The organism is Actinomycetota bacterium (assembly GCA_019347575.1).
Taxonomy (GTDB): domain Bacteria; phylum Actinomycetota; class Nitriliruptoria; order Nitriliruptorales; family Nitriliruptoraceae; genus JAHWKY01.
Genome location: JAHWKY010000017.1, coordinates 34,814 through 54,927, shown reverse-complemented (window position 1 = coordinate 54,927; position 20,114 = coordinate 34,814). Strand labels below are relative to the sequence as shown.

General features: G+C 70.2%; 20 protein-coding genes. All 20 read right to left on the bottom strand.

All coding sequences use genetic code 11. The features are described from left to right. Positions 1-72: 72 nt before the first annotated feature. The 20 genes from pyrE to KY469_12805 all read right to left on the bottom strand — a co-directional run bounded on the left by pyrE (position 73) and on the right by KY469_12805 (position 20,071). Positions 73-645 (bottom strand): orotate phosphoribosyltransferase, encoded by a 573-nt coding sequence (pyrE, locus tag KY469_12900; protein ID MBW3663993.1) that lies wholly within the window; start codon positions 643-645, stop codon positions 73-75. Next, complete coding sequence (gene pyrF / locus KY469_12895) at positions 642-1,340, bottom strand: orotidine-5'-phosphate decarboxylase (protein ID MBW3663992.1); 699 nt, start codon at positions 1,338-1,340, stop codon at positions 642-644. Before pyrF ends, pyrE begins: the two co-directional genes overlap by 4 nt. After that, a complete protein-coding gene (locus KY469_12890) occupies positions 1,337-2,269 on the bottom strand; it encodes a dihydroorotate dehydrogenase (GenBank protein MBW3663991.1) in 933 nt (310 codons plus the stop codon). Before KY469_12890 ends, pyrF begins: the two co-directional genes overlap by 4 nt. Continuing rightward, positions 2,266-3,201, bottom strand: a complete 936-nt coding sequence (locus KY469_12885; protein ID MBW3663990.1) for a dihydroorotate dehydrogenase electron transfer subunit — start codon at positions 3,199-3,201, stop codon at positions 2,266-2,268. The genes KY469_12890 and KY469_12885 overlap by 4 nt, the downstream gene beginning before the upstream one ends. Continuing rightward, complete coding sequence (gene carB / locus KY469_12880; GenBank protein ID MBW3663989.1) at positions 3,198-6,455, bottom strand: carbamoyl-phosphate synthase large subunit; 3,258 nt, start codon at positions 6,453-6,455, stop codon at positions 3,198-3,200. The genes KY469_12885 and carB overlap by 4 nt, the downstream gene beginning before the upstream one ends. A gap of 12 nt (positions 6,456-6,467) precedes the next feature. Continuing rightward, entirely contained in the window at positions 6,468-6,746 is a 279-nt protein-coding gene (locus tag KY469_12875; GenBank protein ID MBW3663988.1) for a hypothetical protein, read from the bottom strand. Between the two features lie 25 nt (positions 6,747-6,771). After that, positions 6,772-7,890, bottom strand: coding sequence for a glutamine-hydrolyzing carbamoyl-phosphate synthase small subunit (carA, locus tag KY469_12870; GenBank protein ID MBW3663987.1), 1,119 nt, complete (start codon positions 7,888-7,890; stop codon positions 6,772-6,774). A gap of 11 nt (positions 7,891-7,901) precedes the next feature. Then, positions 7,902-9,209 (bottom strand): dihydroorotase, encoded by a 1,308-nt coding sequence (locus KY469_12865; protein MBW3663986.1) that lies wholly within the window; start codon positions 9,207-9,209, stop codon positions 7,902-7,904. Further along, entirely contained in the window at positions 9,202-10,134 is a 933-nt protein-coding gene (locus KY469_12860; protein MBW3663985.1) for an aspartate carbamoyltransferase catalytic subunit, read from the bottom strand. Before KY469_12860 ends, KY469_12865 begins: the two co-directional genes overlap by 8 nt. Positions 10,135-10,163: 29 nt before the next feature. After that, positions 10,164-10,886 carry a bifunctional pyr operon transcriptional regulator/uracil phosphoribosyltransferase PyrR gene (gene pyrR / locus KY469_12855; protein ID MBW3663984.1) on the bottom strand — a complete coding sequence of 241 codons (723 nt, stop codon included), beginning with the start codon at positions 10,884-10,886 and terminating at the stop codon, positions 10,164-10,166. Between the two features lie 33 nt (positions 10,887-10,919). Continuing rightward, positions 10,920-11,354 (bottom strand): transcription antitermination factor NusB, encoded by a 435-nt coding sequence (gene nusB / locus KY469_12850; protein ID MBW3663983.1) that lies wholly within the window; start codon positions 11,352-11,354, stop codon positions 10,920-10,922. Continuing rightward, positions 11,351-11,908: an elongation factor P gene (gene efp / locus KY469_12845; protein ID MBW3663982.1), complete on the bottom strand. Its 558-nt coding sequence runs from the start codon at positions 11,906-11,908 to the stop codon at positions 11,351-11,353. Before efp ends, nusB begins: the two co-directional genes overlap by 4 nt. A gap of 31 nt (positions 11,909-11,939) precedes the next feature. Next, a complete protein-coding gene (locus KY469_12840) occupies positions 11,940-13,034 on the bottom strand; it encodes a Xaa-Pro peptidase family protein (protein MBW3663981.1) in 1,095 nt (364 codons plus the stop codon). Continuing rightward, a complete protein-coding gene (gene aroQ / locus KY469_12835) occupies positions 13,031-13,468 on the bottom strand; it encodes a type II 3-dehydroquinate dehydratase (protein ID MBW3663980.1) in 438 nt (145 codons plus the stop codon). The genes KY469_12840 and aroQ overlap by 4 nt, the downstream gene beginning before the upstream one ends. After that, entirely contained in the window at positions 13,465-14,550 is a 1,086-nt protein-coding gene (gene aroB / locus KY469_12830; GenBank protein MBW3663979.1) for a 3-dehydroquinate synthase, read from the bottom strand. Before aroB ends, aroQ begins: the two co-directional genes overlap by 4 nt. 37 nt (positions 14,551-14,587) lie before the next feature. After that, entirely contained in the window at positions 14,588-15,100 is a 513-nt protein-coding gene (locus tag KY469_12825; protein MBW3663978.1) for a shikimate kinase, read from the bottom strand. Positions 15,101-15,123: 23 nt separating this feature from the next. Next, positions 15,124-16,311 (bottom strand): chorismate synthase, encoded by a 1,188-nt coding sequence (gene aroC / locus KY469_12820; protein MBW3663977.1) that lies wholly within the window; start codon positions 16,309-16,311, stop codon positions 15,124-15,126. Between the two features lie 79 nt (positions 16,312-16,390). Beyond that, the gene (locus tag KY469_12815) at positions 16,391-17,896 is read right to left on the bottom strand and encodes a hypothetical protein (GenBank protein ID MBW3663976.1); all 1,506 of its coding nucleotides are present in this window, start codon (positions 17,894-17,896) and stop codon (positions 16,391-16,393) included. Further along, a complete protein-coding gene (locus KY469_12810) occupies positions 17,886-18,461 on the bottom strand; it encodes a prepilin-type N-terminal cleavage/methylation domain-containing protein (GenBank protein MBW3663975.1) in 576 nt (191 codons plus the stop codon). The genes KY469_12815 and KY469_12810 overlap by 11 nt, the downstream gene beginning before the upstream one ends. Then, positions 18,458-20,071, bottom strand: a complete 1,614-nt coding sequence (locus KY469_12805; protein ID MBW3663974.1) for a prepilin-type N-terminal cleavage/methylation domain-containing protein — start codon at positions 20,069-20,071, stop codon at positions 18,458-18,460. Before KY469_12805 ends, KY469_12810 begins: the two co-directional genes overlap by 4 nt. Positions 20,072-20,114: the final 43 nt, after the last annotated feature.

Genomic DNA, 20,114 nt, shown 5'->3' with positions numbered 1-20,114 from the left:
CCGACCTCCGCTGCGTGGAGGTTCTGCCTCACCGGCGAGGCCAGGTCTCCACGGAGCGGGGGTGGATCGCGCCTACGCTCGGTCAGGCGATGGACGGGAGCCGGGGCGGTCGAGAGGCTGGCCCTCGGCGCAGAGCGGGCAGCCGTCGGGGTCCCAGGTCTGCGCCTCGACGCGGAGCAGGGCGGTGAGGGGGAAGTCCTCGCTGCGGTCGACGATGGCGGCGTAGCCGACCACCTCGCCGCCCTCTGCTTCGACGACGACGGCCGCTTCCTGGGCGGAGCCGCCGGTGGTCACGACGTCCTCCACGACCAGCACGCGCTCACCGACGGCGACGTGCTGGCCCCGGCGCAGGGTCATGCGGCCATCGCGGCGCTCGGTGAACACGAAGCGCGTTCCGAGCGCCCGCGCGACCACGAACCCCGCGAGCACTCCACCGAGCGCCGGTGATGCCACAACGCCGACCGCGAGATCGGGGCGATCCTCGCGGAGGCGGTCCGCCAGCATCTCCCCGAGCCGGAGGGCGAGATCGGGGTCCTGCAGCGCCAGCGCACACTGCAGGTAGGTGTCGCTGTGCCTGCCGCTCGACAGCTCGAAGTGGCCGGTGCGGTGGACCTGCAGCCGGCGGAACTCCTCGGCGACGTTCACGCGGCGATCTCCGCGAGGATGGAGCGCACGGCGGCCACGGGGTCGTCGGCTCGGACGATCGGCCGGCCGATCACCAGGTGGTCGGCGCCGGCGGCGATGGCCTCGGCAGGTGTCGCCCCGCGCGCGTGGTCGTCGTTCGCGCTGCCGCTCGGGCGGATGCCCGGCGTCACGACGAGGGGTCCGTCACCGAGGACGGCACGGACCACGGCAAGGTCGCGGGGTGCGCACACGACCCCGTGCGCTCGTGCCGCGACCGCGAGGCGGGCGAGGCGGGGCACTTGGTCCTCGGCGGCGGGTTGTCCGACGTCGTCGAGGTCGCGGTCGCTCATGCTCGTCAGTGCCGTCACAGCCAGAACGAGCGGGGACATGCCGTTGCCCACTGAGGCCCCCGCGGTCAAGCCCTCGACCGCAGCCTCGACCATGGCGGTCCCCCCACTGGCGTGCACGGTCAGCATGCGGACCCCGAGGCGTCCCAGAACGCTCGCCGCACGACGCACGGTGGTGGGGATGTCGTGCAGCTTCAGATCGAGGAACACGTCACCGAACCGCCCGACCTCGGTCACCGCGTCGGGGCCGTGCGCCCCGTACAGCTCGAGCCCCACCTTGAACGCCCCGACCTCGCCTTCGAGCCGGCGCGCGAGGTCCACCGCCTCGTCCAGCTCGTGGACATCGAGCGCGACGATCAGCGGGTTCACGCCTCGCGGTCCGGCATCTGCACCGCGCCCCGCAGCTCGGACAGCTTGGCCACGCCGTGGTCGGCCATCCACGTGCGCAGGCCCGCCAGCAGATCGTGGGCCGCGAACGGATCAGCGAAGTTCGCGGTGCCGACGGCGACGGCACTGGCACCGGCGAGCAGGAACTCGACGACGTCGCGAACGGTGCGCACGCCACCCATCCCGATGATCGGGATGTCCGGCATCGCCTGGTGGACCTGGAAAACGTTGCGCACCGCGACGGGGCGGATGGCTGGCCCCGATAGCCCACCGAGGACGTTGGCGAGGGTGGGGCGCCGGGACTCGACGTCGATGGCCATCCCGAGGAGGGTGTTGATGAGTGACAGGCCGGTGGCACCGGCGTCGATGACGGCACGCGCCACTGAGACGATGTCGGTCACGTCGGCGGTGAGCTTGCCGAAGACGGGGACGTCCACGGCCCGCGTGACGGCGGTGATCACGTCGGCGGACGGCTCGGGGTGGCAGGCAAAGACCAGGCCCCGGTGGTCGACGTTCGGGCAGCTGAGGTTGACCTCGACCCCGACGACACCGGCGCGACCACGGAGCCGGCGGGCCACCTCGGCGAACTCGTCGACGCTCGTGCCGGCGATGGAGACGATCACCGGAACGCCCTTGCCCTGCAGCCACGGCAGGTCCTTGGCGAGCCACCCGTCGATGCCGGGGTTCTGCAAGCCGATCGCGTTGAGCATCCCCGAGGGGGTCTCGGCCATGCGCGGCGGGGGCAGTCCCTCGCGCGGTTCGAGCGTGATCGACTTCACCACCACCGCACCCAGCGTCGCAACGTCGTAGAAGCGGTCGATCTCGGCACCGCTCGCGAAGCAGCCCGACGCGGTGACGATGGGGTTGTCCAGGGACAGCGCCCCCAGATCGGCACGCACGTCGACGGTCACTCGTCCGCGCCTTCCTCGATGGGCGTGCCGGGCTCAGCCACGTCCTCGACGGCGTCACCGTCGGGCACGTGCCACCGCGAGACGTCCCATCCGACGCGTGTTCCGCTGAACACCGGGCCGTCGATGCACGCCCGCTTCATGCGGAGCTGGCCCGTCTTCGCCGAGCGGATCGGGATGACGCACGTCCAGCACACGCCAACGCCACAGGCCATGTGCTCCTCGACCGCGATCTGGCAGGGGATGCCGCGTTCCTTGGCGCGGAGGCTGACGGCACGGAGCATGGGCATCGGTCCGCAGCCGTAGATAACCCGCGTTCCGGTGGCCGCGATCACGTCGTCCATCGCGTCGGTCACGAGTCCTTCGACGCCCAGCGAGCCATCCTCGGTCGTGAAGGTCACGCTGGCCGTCATGCGCTTGGCCTCGATGGCGTTGTAGATGCGCTCCGCGTTCGCCGCCCCGACGATCATGTCCACGCGCAGCCCCGCCCGGGTGAGGACCTCGGACAGGAAGAACAGCGGGGCGACGCCGTACCCCCCGCCGACCAGGAGGCACGGCACGTTCTGTTGCGGGATCGGGAACGCGCTCCCCAGAGGCCCGACGACGTCGACGATGTCGTGGGTCTGCCGCTCGGCTAGCCACGCCGTGCCCGGCCCGTGCGCGTCGAGGACGAAGTCGATGGTGCCGGCGATCGGTCCCTGGCTCGACACGCGGTGGATCGAGAAGGGGCGGCGCAGGATGGTGCCGGGGCCCTCGACCGCGACGTTGACGAACTGACCCGGCTTCGCGCGTTCAGCGATGTCGGGCGCCGCGACGGTGATCGTGTGGTAGGCGCCGTCGCGACGTCGCTGGATCACCTCGGCGAGGACCTTCAACGGCCCGTCACCCGGACGCCCGAAGACGTTGGGGTCGCGGCTGCGCAGGTAGGTGGTCACGCCGTGCCCGACTGGTAGCGGTACTGGTACTCCTGGAGCGATCTGACCGTGCGACGACCACCGAGCGACTCGATGCCCTGGATCGCCGCGAGGATCCCCGCCATCGTCGTGATGCAGGGGATGCCGTTCTGGACCGCGTACTGGCGGATCTCGTAGCCGTCGCTGCGCGCCCCGATGCCGAACGGGGTGTTCAGCACGAGCTGGACGTGGCCGTCCTGGATCAGCTCGCCCACGTGGGGCGAGCCTTCGCTGACCTTGCCGACGACCTTCGCCGGGACCCCGGCGCGGTTGAGCACCTCGGCCGTGCCCTCGGTGGCGACGATGTCGAACCCGAGGTCGATCAGACGCTTGACCGGGAAGACGATGTTGCGCTTGTCGCGGTTGGCGACCGAGACGAAGACCGTGCCGGAGGTGGGAAGGACCATCGAGCCGGTCCCGGCCTGCGACTTGGCGAACGCGGCGCCGAAGTCGAGGTCGATGCCCATGACCTCGCCGGTCGAGCGCATCTCCGGACCGAGCAGCGCATCGACGCCCGGGAAGCGGTCGAAGGGCAGCACGGCCTCCTTGACCGCGATGTGCTCGGGGCGCGGACCGGTCACGGCGTCACCGGCAGGGAGCAGACCAGCTTCGCGGAGTTCGGCGAGCTTCTCCCCCACCATGACCCGGGCAGCGATCTTCGCCAGGGCGACCCCGGTGGCCTTCGACACGAACGGGACCGTCCGCGACGCCCGAGGGTTGGCCTCGATGACGTAGAGCAGGTCGTCCTTGAGCGCGAACTGGATGTTGACGAGCCCCACGACACCGAGGCCCGCGGCGATGGCCTGGGTGTGGTCGCGGACGGCCCCGATCTGGCTGCGGCTGAGCGTGATGGGCGGGACCGTGCACGCTGAATCGCCCGAGTGGATCCCGGCCTCCTCGATGTGCTCGAGGACGCCGCCGACGAAGACCTCGTCGCCGTCGTAGACCGCGTCGACGTCGATCTCGATGGCCCCTTCCAGGAACCGGTCGACCAGGATCGGCTGGTCCGGAGCGGCCTCGAGGGCGCTGGCGAGGTAGCCGCCGAGCATGTGCTCGTCGTAGACGATCTCCATCGCCCGTCCGCCGAGCACGTAGGAGGGCCGGACCAGGACCGGGTAGCCGATGCGCCCCGCGATGGCTCGGGCCTCCTCGAAGCTGCGTGCGATGCCGCCTGGGGGCGAGGGGATGTCCAGCCGTTCCAGCAGCGCCCCGAAGCGCCCCCGGTCCTCGGCGGCGTCGATCGCGTCGGGCGACGTACCCAGCACCGTGACGCCCGCCCGCTCGAGCGCATGCGCGAGCTTGAGCGGGGTCTGGCCCCCGAACTGCACGAGCACGCCGACGGGCTGCTCCCGGTCGCAGATCGCGATCACGTCCTCGAACGTGAGCGGCTCGAAGTAGAGACGGTCCGCGGTGTCGTAGTCGGTCGAGACCGTCTCGGGGTTGCAGTTGACCATGATGGTCTCGTAGCCGGCCTCCGCGAGCGCGTAGACCGCGTGGACGCAGCAGTAGTCGAACTCGACCCCCTGCCCGATGCGGTTGGGGCCGCTGCCGAGGACCATCACCTTGGGTCGGTCGGAGCCGGTGACCTCGTCCTCGTCCTCGTAGGTCGAGTAGTGGTAGGGGGTGTGGGCCTCGAACTCCGCCCCGCAGGTATCGACGGTCTTGAACACCGGGGTGACCCCCGCCTCGAGGCGCCGGCGGCGGACCGCCTGCTCGGTCGTCTCGAGCAGGTGCGCGAGGTGGGCGTCGCTGAAGCCGTCCCGCTTGGCCGCTCGCAGCAGCTCGACGGGCATAGCGTTGAGGTGCTCGGCGGCGCGCACCTCCTTGCGGCGCTCGATGAGCTGGCGCAACTGGTCGACGAACCACGGGTCGTACGCGGTGAGCTCGGCGACGGTCTCGACCGACCACCCTCGGGTCAGGGCCTCGTCGACACCGCGGAGTCGCGCGACGTGAGGCCGCGTGAGCCACGCTTGGAGCGCCTCGTCGTCGATGTCGAGCGCGGCATCCGCCCCGAAGCCGACACGCCCGTCCTCGAGCGAGCGCAGCCCCTTGTTGAGCGCCTCCTTGAACGTCCGGCCGATCGCCATCGCCTCGCCGACCGAGTGCATCCGCGTCGTGAGCGTGTCGTCGACGCCGCGGAACTTCTCGAAGGCGAAGCGCGGGAGCTTTACGACGACGTAGTCGATCGTGGGCTCGAAGGCGGCGTAGGTCTCCCGCGTGATGTCGTTGGGGATCTCGTCGAGCGTGTAACCGAGCGCGAGCTTCGCCGCGATCTTGGCGATCGGGAACCCGGTCGCCTTCGACGCCAGCGCCGATGACCGTGACACGCGCGGGTTCATCTCGATGATGAGCTGGCGCCCGGTGGCGGGATCGACCGCGAACTGCACGTTGCTGCCACCGGTCTCGACCCCGATGCGGCGCAGGCACGCGAACGCGGCGTCACGCATCTGCTGGTACTCGCGGTCGGACAGCGTCATCGCGGGTGCGACCGTGATCGAGTCGCCGGTGTGGACACCCATCGCGTCGAGGTTCTCGATGGAACAGATCACCACGCAGTTGTCCGCGCGGTCGCGCATCACCTCGAGCTCGTATTCCTTCCACCCGACCACCGACTCCTCGACGAGGATCTCGTGGACCGGCGACTCCGCGAGCCCCTGACGGACCTTGTCGATCAGTTCGGTCTCGTCGTAGGCGATGCCGCCGCCCTTGCCTCCCAGGGTGTAGGACGGCCGCAGCACCAGGGGGTAGCCGAACCGCTCCGCCGCCTCGAGCGCCCCGTCCACCGAGCGCACGTAGACCGACCCGGGGCTCTCGAGCCCGATCTCGGTCATCGCGTCCTTGAAGCGTTGGCGGTCCTCGGCGGTCTGGATGGCGTCGAGGCTGGCCCCGAGCATCTCGACCCCGAACTCCTCGAGCACGCCGGCCTCGGCCAGGTTCACGGCGAGGTTGAGACCGGTCTGGCCGCCCAGTGTCGGCAGCAGCGCGTCGGGGCGCTCCTGGGCGATGACCTCGCGCACGGTGTCGACGGTCAGGGGCTCGATGTAGGTGGCGTCGGCGAACGCCGGGTCGGTCATGATCGTGGCCGGGTTGGAGTTGACGAGCACCACGCGGAGGCCCTCCTCGCGGAGGACCTTGAGCGCCTGGGTGCCCGAGTAGTCGAACTCGCAGGCCTGACCGATGACGATCGGCCCGGATCCGAGGACCAGGACGGAGGAGAGGTCGGTGCGCTTGGGCATGTACTCCCTAGGTCACATCGACGAGCCGGGCAGCAGCGGCTCGGACTTGTCCTCGTCACCGGGACGCGGCGGCGCCGCGTCGAGCATCACGATGTCCTCGGTGTTGACGAGGATGCAGCCCGACTCGCGCGCCTCGACCCCCGGGAGGGTGTAGGTGCAGTCGGTCACGGCCATGTACTTGACCTGGCCGAGGTTGAGCACATCGGAGATCCGGCGCTGGTAGGCGCCCGGCTTGATGTGGGCGAGCCCGTCGATCACCGCCCCGTTGCGCGCGTAGATCTTCACGCGCACCGGTCGCGTCCGTACAACCGCTTCGTCAGCCACTGGATCGACTCCCCATGAGGTGGTTGAACCGTTCGAACAGGTACCGCGCGTCGTGCGGCCCGGGCGCGGCCTCCGGGTGGTACTGCACGCTGAACGCCGGGACGTCGCGGCAGGACAGTCCCTCGCACGTGTCGTCGTTGAGGTTGACGTGGCTGACCTCGACGACGCCGTGATCGGCGGTCCGGTAGACGCCCTCGTCGATCTCGTCCCCGAGGGTCCGGCCGTCCACGGCGAAGCCGTGGTTGTGGCTGGTGATCTCGACCGTCCGGTCCTCACGGCGCAGGACCGGCTGGTTGACGCCGCGGTGTCCGAACCGGAGCTTGTACGTCTTGGCGCCAAGTGCCGCCCCGAGCAGCTGGCTGCCGAGGCAGATGCCGAACAGGGGCATCTCGCCGAGCAGCGCACGGGCCAGGTCGATCCCGTACGTCACCGCCGCCGGGTCGCCGGGGCCGTTGGACAGGAACACACCGTCCGGGTCGTGGCTGCGGACCTCGTCGACGGTGGCGGTCGCCGGCAGCACGCGGACGTCACAGCCGGCGCGCGTGAGCAGCCGGAGGATGTTGCGCTTGATGCCGTAGTCGAGTGCGACCACGCGGAAGCGGGCGTCGCCGTCGGCCGGCACGTCGTAGGGCTCGCGTGTGGAGACCTCGCCCGCCAGGTCGGCGCCGACCATCCGGGGGCTCTCGCGGACGCGATCGACGAGCTCGTCAGCGTCGAGCACCTCGGTCGAGACGGCGCAGCGCATCGCACCCTGGCTGCGCAGGTGACGGGTCAGACGACGGGTATCGACGCCCTCGACCCCGACCACACCGGCCTCCGCGAGGGCGGTGGTGAGGTCGCGTTGGCTGCGCCAGTTGCTGGGTCGGCGGGCTGCCTCGCGCACGACGAAGCCGGCGACCTGCACGCGGTCGGACTCGGCGTCGTCGTCGTTCAGGCCGTAGTTGCCGATGTGCGGGGCCGTCATCGTCACGACCTGTCGGCGGTACGAGGGGTCGGTCAGGACCTCCTGGTAGCCGGTCATGGCGGTGTTGAAGACCGCTTCGCCGAAGGCGGTCCCGACGGCTCCGAAGCCGGTCCCGCGGAGGGTCGTGCCGTCCTCGAGGACCAGCAAGGCGTTCGCGCTCACGCGACCACCTCACCGTCGCGCAGTGTGAACCGGCCACGGAGCAGGGTGTGCACGGGACGGCCGACGAGCTTGCGCCCTTCGAACGGCGTGTTGCGTGCGCGCGAGTGCAGTCTGCGCCCCTCGACGGTCCAGCGGGCTTCCGGGTCGATGACGGCGAGGTTAGCGGCGGCCCCCACGGCGACTCCGGCGCCGTGCTCACCCACGTCACGCACCCGTGCGGGACCGGTCGTGAATCGCGCCACGGCGGTCAGGGCGTCGATGACGCCCGGTTCGATCAGCTCGGTGAGCACCACCGCGAAGGCAGTCTCGAGGCCCAGCATCCCGCAGGGGGCGTGGTGCCACTCCTGGTCCTTCTGCTCGGGGGGGTGGGGGGCGTGATCGGTCGCGACCGCGTCGATCGTCCCGTCGACGAGCGCTCCCCGGAGCGCGGCCACATCCCGCGAGGTACGCAGGGGCGGGTTGACCTTGAGGTTGGCGTCGTAGGAGCCCAGGAGGCTGTCGTCGAGGGTGAGGTGGTGGGGGGTCACCTCGGCTGTGACGGTGACGCCCTGCGCCTTGGCCCGCCGGATGAGGTCGACCGCGCCGTAGGTGCTCACGTGCGGCACGTGCAGCCTCGCCCCGACCCCGGCCGCCAAGATGAGGTCACGCGCGATCATGATCTCCTCGGCTTCGTGGGGCCACCCAGCGAGGCCGAGGAGGGAGGACATCGCGCCCTCGTTCATCTGGGCGTCCTCGGTGAGGCTGGGGTCCTCGGCGTGGTTGCAGATCACGACGTCGAAGGCGGTGGCGTACTGCAGCGCCCGGCGCATGACGAGCGGGTCGGCGACCGGCTTGCCGTCATCGCTGAAGAAGTCCACGCCGGCGACGCGGAGGAGATCGCCGAACTCGGTGAGGGTCTCCCCTGCCAGACCGCGCGTGATGGACCCGACGGGGAAGACATCTGCGCGGCCGATCTCGTTGCCGATGCGACGCACCGAGTGAGCCACGGCGGCGGTGTCGGTCACGGGATCGGTGTTGGCCATCGCGCAGACGGCGGTGTAGCCGCCCGCTGCGGCCGCTGCGGTCCCGCTGGCGATGTCCTCGGCGTCCTCGAAGCCGGGTTCGCGCAGGTGGGTGTGCAGGTCGACGAACCCGGGCGTGACCCACAGAGCGGCGCAGTCGACGACCTCGGCGTCCGGCGCGTCAGCGGTGAGGTGGGATGCGATCTCGGCGATGGCCCCGTCCACGATGCGCACGTCCGTGACCGCGTCGTGCCTCGACGCGGGATCGAGGACCCGCCCGCCCTTGAGCAGCAGCTCAGGCATCGGTGGTCTCCTTCGCCCCGTCGCGCCCCAGCAGCAGGTACAGCACGGCCATACGCACGGCGATGCCGTTGGTGACTTGGTCGGTGATGATGGCCTCGTGCTCGTCGGCCACGTCGGCGGCGATCTCGACCCCGCGGTTCATGGGGCCGGGGTGCATGACGATGGCGTGGTCGGGCAGACGGGCCAGCCGCTCGGCGTCGATGCCCCAGTGACGGCGGTACTCGCGGACGCTGGGAAAGAACTGGCGGTGCATCCGCTCGCGCTGCACCCGCAGCACGTAGAGCACGTCGAGGTCCGCCAGCACCGGGTCGAGAGTGCTCGTGAACGGCACGTCCCACGCGCTGGGGTCGGGAGGCATCAGCGTCGGTGGCGCGACCACCGTCACGTCCGCCCCCACCATCCGCAGGGCCTGGACCTCGGAGCGGGCCACACGGCTGTGCAGGACGTCGCCGACGACCGCGACCTTCAGGCCCTCGAGACGGCCGTGCGCGCGTCGCATCGTGAACAGATCCAGCAGCGCCTGGGTGGGGTGCTGGTGCCAGCCGTCCCCGGCGTTGATGACGTGCGCGTCGACCCAGCGCGTCAGCTGCAGCGGGGCGCCGGCGGCGGCGCTGCGCACCACCACCGCGTCCACGCCCATCGCCTGCAGCGTCAGCGCGGTGTCCTTGAACGACTCGCCCTTGCTGACGCTCGAGCCTTTGGCCGTGAAGTTGATGACGTCCGCGCTGAGGCGCTTGGACGCGACCTCGAAGCTGATCCGTGTCCGGGTGGAGTCCTCGAGGAAGAGGTTGCAGACCGTCCGGCCGCGCAGGGTGGGCACCTTCTTGATCGGCCGCTCGGCGATCTCGCGCAGCGACTCGGCGGTCTCGAGGATGAGCTCGATCGCGTCAGCGTCGAGATCCTCGATGCTGAGCAGGTGGTCCAGCGTCGGGGACGGCGGGGCGGTCGTCGCGGTCACTCGTCACCCTCCTCGACGATGATGACACCGTCGCGATCGTCGACCTCGTCGACGAGGACGCGGATCTCCTCGTCCTCCGCGGTCGGCAGGTTCTTGCCGACGTGGTCGGCCCGGATCGGCAGCTCGCGGTGGCCGCGATCCACCAGCGCGACGAGCCGGATCGCGGCGGGGCGTCCGACCTCGAAGACCGCCTCCATCGCGGCGCGGATGGTGCGACCGGTGTAGAGCACGTCGTCGACGAGCACCACGGTGCGGCCGTCGATGTCGACCGGGAAGTGGGTCCGGCCCAGCGGGAGCGGGCCGCGGTGTCCGATGTCGTCGCGGTAGAGCGTCACGTCGAGCTCGCCGCGCGGGACCTCGGTCCCCGAGATCTCCTCGAGGAGGAGCGCGAGTCGCTCCGACAGGTGCACGCCCCGGGTGCGGATGCCCATAAGGACGAGATCGTCGAGCTGGGGGTGGCGCTCGATGAGCTCGTGGGCGAGCCGGCGCAGGGCGCGAGCCACGTCGTCGCCGCTGAGCACCTCGCGGCCCGGAGCACGAACGCCCGTCACTGCCGGACCTGGCTCGGTCGGCGCGGACGGGCGTACTGGCGCAGCAGCCGCTGCATCTAGCTCCCTTCCCGGCCTCACGGGACCGGTCGTTAAAGGGAAGGTCGCGCCAGCGTACCCCGTGCCCCCACCCCCGTCGACCACCGCCGCCCCGCCCGGCCGCCACCTCATCGCGACGACAACACGCCTCCACGCGCGTTTCCGTCAGCCGCCCCGAACCTCGCCCCGGATCGCCTCCAGGACACCGTTGATGAACCGTGGCGAGTCGTCGGTCGACAGCGCCTTGGCCGCCTCGATGGCCTCGTCGATGACCACCGCGGCCGGTGTACCCGCGTGGTGGATGAGCTCGTAGGTGGCGATGCGCAGGATGGTGCGGTCGACCGCTGGCATGCGCGGGACCTTCCAGCTTCGCGAGTGCCGGCCGATGATCTCGTCGAGCTCGGCGAGGTGCTCACCGACGCCCCGCACGAGGTCGCGACCGAACGGGTCGAGCGCAGGATCCTCATCACTTCGGAACCGCTGGAGCGTGTCGACGGGGTGCTCGCGCCGGACGTCTGCCTCGAACAGCACGTCGAGCGCGCGCCGACGGGCGACCGCTGGTTGGAACGTGTGAGGTCGCTGCCCGGGGGTGTCGGTCACGCCCGCGACTGGTACTCGCCGCTGCGGGTGTCGACCCTGATGCGCTCGCCCTCGTTGATGAACAGCGGTACCTGCACGACCACGCCGGTCTCGAGCGTCGCCGGTTTCGTGGCGTTCTGCACCGTGTTGCCGGCGACGCCGGGTTCGGTCTGGGTCACCTCGAGGGTCACCGACGCCGGTAACTCGACCCCGACGATCCGGCCTTCGTAGTCGAGCACCTCGATGGTGTCGGACTCCTTGATCCACCGCGCGCTGTCCCCGATGGCATCCGCCGCGACGTGGGTCTGCTCGTACGTGGTGGTGTCCATGAAGACGAGGTGCTGCCCGTCGTTGTACAGGTACTGCAGTTCCTTCTTCTGGATGATCGCCTGAGGCACGTCCTCGCCCGCGCGGAAGGTCTTGTCGAGGACCTTGCCGCTCTCGACGTTGCGTAGCTTGGTGCGCACGAACGCCCCGCCCTTGCCCGGCTTGACGTGCTGGAACTCGACCACCTGCATCAGGTTGTCGTCGACGATCAGGGTCATGCCGTTCTTGAGGTTGTTGGTCGAGACCATCGGTGTCCCTTCAGGGCATCGGCGCGACGCGTCAGAGGACGAGCAGGTCGCGCGGCAGATCGGGTGGGGTCGCGGTGAGGACCTCGGGCGGTCCGTCGTCGGCGACGACGACCGTGTCCTCGATCCGGACCCCGCCGAGACCGGGGAGGTAGATGCCCGGCTCGACGGTGATCGTCATGCCACGCCTGAGCGTACCAGTCGCCTCGGAGCCCAGGAGCGGGGCCTCGTGGATAGCTAGGCCCACACCGTGCCCGGTGCCGTGGACGAAGCGTTCGCCGTAGCCCGCCTCCTCGATGATGTCGCGGCAGGCGGCGTCGACCGCCTTGGACTCGACGCCGTCAACGACGGCGGCCACGGCCGCCGCTTGGGCGCGGACGACGATCGCGTGGACGTCGACCAGCTCGGGTAGCGGATCGCCGAGCGCGAACGTGCGCGTGCAGTCCGCGTGGTAGCCGTCCAGCCGCGCCCCGAAGTCCACCTTCACCAGGTCCCCTTTCGCGAAGGGACGCTCGCCAGCGCGGTGGTGCGGGATGGCGGAGTTGGGGCCAGACGCGACGATGGTGTGGAACGCCCGGTCCTCCGCGCCACGTTCGAGCATGGCCGCCTCGAGCCACAAGGCGAAGCGGCGCTCGGTGATGCCGACGTCGACGCGCTCGAGGGTCGCCGTCAGCGCGTCCACCGTGACGGCACACGCTGCCCGGAGGGTGGCGATCTCGGCCTCGTCCTTGACCTGACGCAGCTCCTCGACCTCGTCCTCGACCGCGACCGCCTCGACCTCTTCCTCGGCCAACGACTCGCGCAGGTCCTCGGCCGCCTGCCAGGGCAAGGTCCCCGCCTCGAACCCACACCGCTGCACGCTCTGCACCGCTTCGACCGTCTCGTCGACCACGCCACGAGAGCTAACGACGACGACACGGAGCTCACCTACCTCGGCGGCGGCCTGGGTCTCGTAGCGGCCGTCGGTGATCAGCACGTCAGCGTCGGCGCTGGGTCCGACGACCAGTCGACCGTTGGAGCCGGTGAACCCGGTCAGGTAGCGCACGTTGACGAGATCGGTGACGACGAGCGCGTCCACCTCCACGTCCTCGAAGCGCGCCCGCAGGCGGTCGCGGCGTGCTCCCCTCATGCGCGTGCCAGGTCAGCCGCCGCTCTCACGGCCAACCGGTAGCCCAGCGCCCCGAACCCCGCGACCGATCCGGCGCACGCCGCCGCGACGACGGACCGGCGGCGGAAGTCCTCGCGCGCGTGGACGTTCGACAGGTGCACCTCGATGCACGGCACGTCGAGCACGTCGATCGCGTCGCGCAGCGCATAGCTGTAGTGGGTCAGCGCACCCGGGTTGATGATCACGGCCTCGCTGCCGTCGGACCGCGCAGCGTGGACCCGGGTGACGAGGTCGCCCTCGGACTCGAACGCGGCGTGCTCGAGCTCGGCGTCGACGCTCGCAGCCTCGTCGGTCGCGGTCGCCACCAGCTCGTCCAACGTCAGCCTGCCGTACTGCTCGGGATCGCGGCTGCCGAGCTGGCTGAGGTTGGGGCCGTGCAGGAGCAGGATCTTCACAGCGTCATCTCCACCTCGTCCAGGACGGCGTCGACCGCGTCGACCGGGGGTGTCACGAGCACCGGCTGCGCGACGTCCGCGAGCAGCACGAAGCGCACGTCCTCGTCCGCCTTCTTGTCACGGAGCATCGCCGCCCAGATGTCGGCACGGTCGAGGGCCGGGGCGCGGACCGGTAGCCCGAGCCGCTCGAGCAGAGCCTCCCCCCGCTGCGCGATCTCGGGCGGCGTGATGCCGAGCCGGACACCGAGCCGGAGAGCCAACACCGTCCCGATGGACACGGCCTCACCGTGCAGCAGCCCGTGGTACTCGGTCACCGCCTCGAGGGCGTGCCCGTACGTGTGGCCGAGGTTGAGGTGGGCACGCTCGCCCGACTCGCGCTCATCCGCGGCGACGACGGCGGCCTTGACGGCCGCGGAACGCTCGACGAGGTCCTGGAGCACGTGAGGTTCGCCGGCGGTGACCGCGTCGGCCTGCTGCTCGCACGTGTCGAGGATGGAGGGGTCCCGGATGAGCCCGTACTTGACGACCTCACCCAAGCCCTCGATGAGGGTGCGGGGCGCGAGGGTCTGGAGGGTCGAGACGTCCGCGACGACCGCGATCGGCTGGTGGAAGGCGCCCACGAGGTTCTTGCCCAGCGCGAGGTTGATCGCGGCCTTGCCTCCGATGGCGGCGTCGACCTGGGCGAGCAGCGTCGTGGGGAGGTGCACGAGGGCGATGCCACGGTGCCACGTCGCGGCGATGAACCCGGCGAGATCCCCGACGACGCCGCCCCCCAGCGCGACGATGACGTCGTCACGGCCGAGGGGCCACTCGGCCAGCGCCAGCCACAGGCCAACGCAGATGTCGGGGGTCTTGGCCCCCTCGCCGTCCGGAACCTGGTGCGTGCGGACCTCCAGACCCGCTCTGACCAGGCTCCCGAGCACCGGTTCGAGGTGGTGCTCCGCGCTCGGCTCCTGGGTGACGATCGCCGCCCGGCGTGCCGAAGCCGGCAGGATCGCGAGCTCGTCCAGTCCCGCCAGCAGGTCGCGTCCCACCAGGACCTGGTAGGAGCGCTCCCCGAGCTCGACCCGGACGATGCTCACGGACGCGACGCCTGCTCGGGAACGGACGGGGCGGCCCTCAGGGTAGTGCCGCGCGCTCGGCGTCCGACAGCACGTCGCCGGCGGCGACGGCCGCGTCGAGCACCGCCATCGCGACCTCGGGGGGCGGGGCGGTGGCATCGACCGTCGCATCAGCGGTCGAGCGGTAACGCGCCTCGCGCTCCTCCCAGATGTCCGCGAGCGCCGCGCCGGCATGCAGCAGCGGCCGACCTGTCGCGTTGGCGACGCGCTCGGCGAGCACCTCGACCGGGGCGTCGAGCAGCACGATCCAGGCGCTCTTGCGCAGCATCTCGACGTTGCGGTCATCGAGCACGGCGCCCCCGCCGAGCGCGATCACCACGTCGGTTCGGATGCACGCCTCGGCGACCAGGTCACGCTCGAGCTCGCGGAACCTCGACTCGCCCTCCGTCGCGAAGATCTCGCTGATGCTGCGCCCCGCCGCTGCCTCGACCTCCGCATCGGTGTCGATCACCTCGCGTCCGATCCGAGACGCCACGAGGTCGGCCACTGTCGTCTTCCCGCTGCCCATCATCCCCGTCAACGCGATGTTCCGTGTCACCGGGCCGCGACTTCCTCGAGGAACGACGCGAGGTTGCGCGTGACCTCGGCGACGGTGTCGCCGCCGGTCTTCTCCAGCAGCGCATCCGCCAGCTCGTACGCGACGACGGCCTCGAGCACGACCCCTGCGCGCGGGACGGCGCAGGCGTCGGAGCGTTGGGTGATGGCCTCGGCCGGTTCCTTGGTGGAGATGTCGACCGTCTTCAGCGGGCGTGGGAGCGACGACAGCGGCTTCATCGCCACCCGTACGACGATCGCCTCGCCGGTGGTGATGCCGGCCTCCGTTCCCCCAGCGCGGTTGGTCGTGCGCGTGAACCCGCCGTCGCGGTACTCGATCTCGTCGTGCGCTCGCGAGCCGGGGCGCGCGGCGGTGCGGAACCCGTCGCCGATCTCGACGCCCTTCATCGCCTGCACGCTCATGCAGGCGGCGGCGAGGCGCGTGTCGAGCTTACGGTCCCAGTGGACGTGGCTGCCGAGACCCGGTGGGGCGCCGTAGGCGATGACCTCGATGACCCCGCCCAGGGTGTCGCGGTCCGCGACCGCCGCGTCGATCGCGGCGATCATGCGCTCCTCGCCCCCGCGGTCGAGGGTGCGGACCGGACTCTCGTCGACGGCGTCCAGCTCATCCGGTCCCGGGACGCGGTGCTCGTCGGTGACCGTCGCGTCGCCGATCGAGATGACGTGGCTGACGATCGCGATCCCGACCTCGGCCAGCAACGTTCGCGCGAGCGTCCCGACGACGACCCGGGCCGCGGTCTCCCTCGCACTCGCGCGCTCCAGCGCATCGCGGACGTCGTCGTAGCCGTACTTGAGCGAGGCTGCGAGGTCGGCGTGGCCGGGGCGCGGGCGGGTCAGCGGGGCGCCGCGACCGGTCGCGAGCACCGCGTCGGGATCGTCGGGAGCCTCCGGCGCCATCGCCTGCTCCCACTTGGGCCACTCGGTGTTGTGGATGACGATGCTGACCGGCGAACCCAGCGTCCGACCGTGTCGCACACCGCCCAGCACCTCGAGCCGGTCGACCTCGAAGTCCATCCGCGGGCTGCGCCCGTAGCCCATCCGGCGCCGCGCGAGCTGACGAGCGAGCTCGTCGGTGGAGACCGCCAGCCCGGCGGGTAGACCCTCGCAGACAGCCGTCAGCGCCGGACCGTGCGATTCACCCGCCGTCAGGTACCGGAGTCGGCCCACACATGTCCTCGCCGCGGTCGGCCGACGAGCCTACCGACGCGGCCACGCGCACCGCCTACCACCTACGGTCTACGGAGGCTCAGATCTCGTTCCAGGCGGTGATCCGGACGACCGAATCGAGCGGCAGCAGCAGGTCGCCATTGTGCGTCAGCTGGAAGTTGCCCCCCACCGAGTTGACGTCGACCGGTGAGCCGAAGCTCGAGGTGTTGCAGGCGTCCTCGGCCAGTAGCGCGCCGGTGTACGCGGCGGTACCGCCGGCATCGATCTGCTCGTGAGCCGCGAGGACGCCGTTGATCTCCGAGGACGAGTTACCCGCGATGACGATATCGCGGTCCGCCAGGTACATCAGGTCCTTGAGCAGCGGGTTGAGGTCCCCACCCCCCAGACCGGTCACGAAGATGTTCCCGTCGTCGCGTCCGTTCAAGGTGCAGCCGCTGCCCGTGTCTGGGCGCTCGCCCGGGTTGATGTCGCCCTTCCCGTCGGCCAGAACGGTGAGCTGCGGGGTCCCCGAGATGTTCCCCTCGACCGACGCGTTGAGTTCGTGGACGTAGTAGACGCCGTCCTCAAGCGTGAACGCGCCGCCACCCGCTCGCCAGTGTTCCGGAGCCCCACGCGGCGGGTTACCGCTGTCGGCTTCGAGCCGCCAACCCCGGAAGTGCGCGCTCTGACCTTCCGTCCACAGGATGTCGCCCTGACACGGCGCGACGATCGTGCGGGTACCCGCCCCGTCCTCGGTGTAGGGACGGCGGACCGTCCCCACCCCTGATGCGTCGTAGCAGAGCTCGTACCACTCGTCCTGGTGCGTCGTGACCTCGTCGTCACGGACGCTGCGTGCGCTGATGGGCGGCAGCGTGAAGACCGTATCGGGGGTGTGGCCTGAGTCCGGCCCCGTGGCGGAGCCACCGGCGGGTACGTAGCCATCCGATCCCGTCACGTTGCCGTCCGGATCGGCGCACGACGTGGTGTCTGCACCACCCGAGAGCGTCACGGTGCCGTTGGAGTGCACGTCTGCCGACACCCCGCAGATGTCGCCGCCGAAGTTGAGGTTGCCGTTGGTGAGGATCGCCTGTTGGGGCGAGAAGAAGCCCTTGTCCCACTCGATCTTGATCACCCGCGTCTTGACCGGGTTAGCCCGGTCGGGGACGAAGCCGACCCCGAAGACCCACGGGAGGGCCGTACCGTCATCCAGCTGCGGCCGAATGCCGCAGGCCTCACCGTCCGACTGGGTTGACACGAGCGTGCACGAGGTCCGGGCGACGTCGACAGCCCACTGCGTTTCCTGGTCCTGTGTCGCGGTCAGGTCAGCGCTGTCGGCGTCGCCGTCGCCGTCGGCGTCGTAGTGGTGCGGTGATCCGCCGAAGGACGTGACCAGCTCATCGTCGTCGTTCAGGTCGACGATCACGTGGTCGACGCCAGCCTCGGCGACGTGGATCGCGTTCTCGAAATCGCGCTCGCTGCCCGTCTGGCGGGACTCAGTGATGGCGCGGGAGGTGAACAGGATCGCCAGCCCGGAGAGCACGATCACGCCCAGGAGTGCCATGAAGAGGGCGACGCCGTCCTCGTTCTCGTGGTAGTTACGCCACATTGCGCAGCCTTATCGTCGCGTCCATCGTGAGATCCTCCGGGCCAGAAGCGTCCTGTACATCGAGGACGAACGTCACGGTCACCACGCGCGTGGCGGTCACAGGCGCCTCGAGACCGCCGAACACCTCGGTCGTGGTCAGCGTCCGGGCGATCACGCGGGCCTCGGAGGCGGTCTGGGCGTCCGTCCACCGGATCAACTGGAACTCGCCGGTCGCGGCGCTGGTGACGCAGCTCGTCGAACCGAGCGGCGCGACGCAGTAGTTGATGGTCTCGGAGGTCTGACGCAACCCGTCCTGGTTCTGATCGGTCCACCACCGCAGCATCCACGGCGTCGAACCCTCGAGTACCCGACGACCGGCACGCAGCTCCTTACGGACGCGATCGAGCGAGATCCGGCCATCGTCCATCACCGTGCGTAGTTCGTCGCCGAACTGGTTCGAGCGCTGTGTCGCGATGATCACGGACGTGGTCGCGGCGGCTACGACGCCCAGGATCACCATGACCACCAGCAGTTCCACGAGCGTGAACCCGCGTTGATCGTGGTATCGGGCCGGGACCGCGCTCACGACGTGCTCACCGAGATGTTCAGGTTCGACATCAGCCGGTCGGCAGCGTCCGACGGATCGTCGACGTCGTAATGCACGTGGCAGTTGGTCGTGCTCGAGCTCGCACAGGCCAGCCTGAGACGCAGGAAGTCGTTCGGCGCGAAGGTGACGCTGCCGGCGGTCACCGGGAGCGAGACGGTCGCGCGGGTCCAATCCGGGGAAGTGCCGTCGAACGGCACGCTGAGGGAGCCGCTGGCCACCGTGTCGATGAAGTTCCGCGAGGCGTCGAGGCGCTCGAGCAGCACGTCGAAGACGAGCGTCGCCGGCCCTGGACTTCCGGTCACCGCGGCCTCGGTGGTGACGTAGAGGGTGAGGTTCGCGGTGTCGGAGACCTGCGACGCCGCCGTGAACTGGTGATCCCACATCGCGACGTCGGCCGTGTTGCCGGGTCGCAGACGCAGGCCCGGGTTGCAGTCCTGGTCGGCCGCGGGACCGCTGCCACAGCGGTCGTAGGTCAACAAGACGTTGGTGTACTGCGGTCCGGCTGTGCTCATCGTGTAGAGGCGGGGCGAGAGGTTCCGGTTCGGTTCGCCGTTCTTCTCCGGATGGTGGAGGAACAGCGAGGTGCCGCTGGCGGTCCCGGCCGCGACGATGGAGTTCTCGACGTCGTGCAGGACGTTCTCGTCGAACGCCGAGTGGACCCTGACCGTGAAGGTGGGCTCGGGATCGAGGGCGATCAGGTTGCCGAGGGAGTCCTGCGGCGTGTAGCACAGCGTCAGTGGCACCGACTCTCGACGCGCCACAGGGGCGGGGCTATCGGGGCGAAGGTCCGCGGTGACATCGGTCATCGGCTCGAGCGGGTCTCCGATCCGCGCCCAGCCGAACCAGCTCGCACCGGGGAGTCCGCCCGGAACGCTGAAGCCTTGCCGGCTCACGACGCCGGTGCCCGGCTCATCGACCGACCGGGTGGTGAACGAACCCGCAACCAGGTCACCCGTGAGGTTGGTGACGTAGAGCTGCCAGCTGTAGCTGTCCTTCTCGCCGATGTTGGTCAGGAAGTGGTCGAAGCAGACAACCTCGCCCTCGGCGCCGGTCTCGGACAGCGTCGCCGGATCCAGCGCGAACGCCGGCAAGGGGAGGCCTCGACGTGCCTCAGCCACGAGAGTGGCTTCGCGTACCGTTCGCGCTCCCGCCGCGGGGTCATCCCACGTGACGATGGTCGTGACGCGCTTCTCGCTCATGGGGTTACTGCCGTCCGGTGCCAGGACCCAGGTCACGTACGTCGTCGCGGTCAGGGGTCCCTCCACGACCACCGGTGGCACCCCTCCACTGGCGCTCGTCAGGACAGGCTCGCCCTCGAAGTCCGCCGGTCCCGTGTAGGAGGCTGCGTCTAGCGCGATCGTCGACCACGAGAGCGACCGCGCATCCTCGATGACCGAGGACGCCAGCTGGGTTGCGTTCTGACGATCCCGTGAGACCCGCAGGGACTGGAGGCTCGCGAGAGCCGCGGACGCCAGGGCCATGATGGCCACCGACAGGATGAGGATCGCCATCATCATCTCGATGAGGGAGAGACCATCCTCGGCGTCACGCTCCCGCCACAAGCGAGCGACTCGAAAGCGGCTCAGCACCCTTGCCTCCTGTAACGCGCGTGCAGGCATGCGCCAGCGCGCT

Excerpts from the sequence above, each read along its gene's own strand:
- carB (MBW3663989.1), bottom strand. The coding sequence starts at position 6,455 with ATGCCCAAGCGCACCGACCTCTCCTCCGTCCTGGTCCTCGGATCCGGG.
- pyrR (MBW3663984.1), bottom strand. The coding sequence starts at position 10,886 with ATGAGGTGGCGGCCGGGCGGGGCGGCGGTGGTCGACGGGGGTGGGGGC.
- efp (MBW3663982.1), bottom strand. The coding sequence starts at position 11,908 with ATGGTCTCGACCAACAACCTCAAGAACGGCATGACCCTGATCGTCGAC.
- KY469_12815 (MBW3663976.1), bottom strand. The coding sequence starts at position 17,896 with ATGTGGCGTAACTACCACGAGAACGAGGACGGCGTCGCCCTCTTCATG.
- KY469_12865 (MBW3663986.1), bottom strand. The coding sequence starts at position 9,209 with ATGCCTGAGCTGCTGCTCAAGGGCGGGCGGGTCCTCGATCCCGCGTCG.
- KY469_12840 (MBW3663981.1), bottom strand. The coding sequence starts at position 13,034 with ATGAGGGGAGCACGCCGCGACCGCCTGCGGGCGCGCTTCGAGGACGTG.
- KY469_12825 (MBW3663978.1), bottom strand. The coding sequence starts at position 15,100 with ATGATGGGCAGCGGGAAGACGACAGTGGCCGACCTCGTGGCGTCTCGG.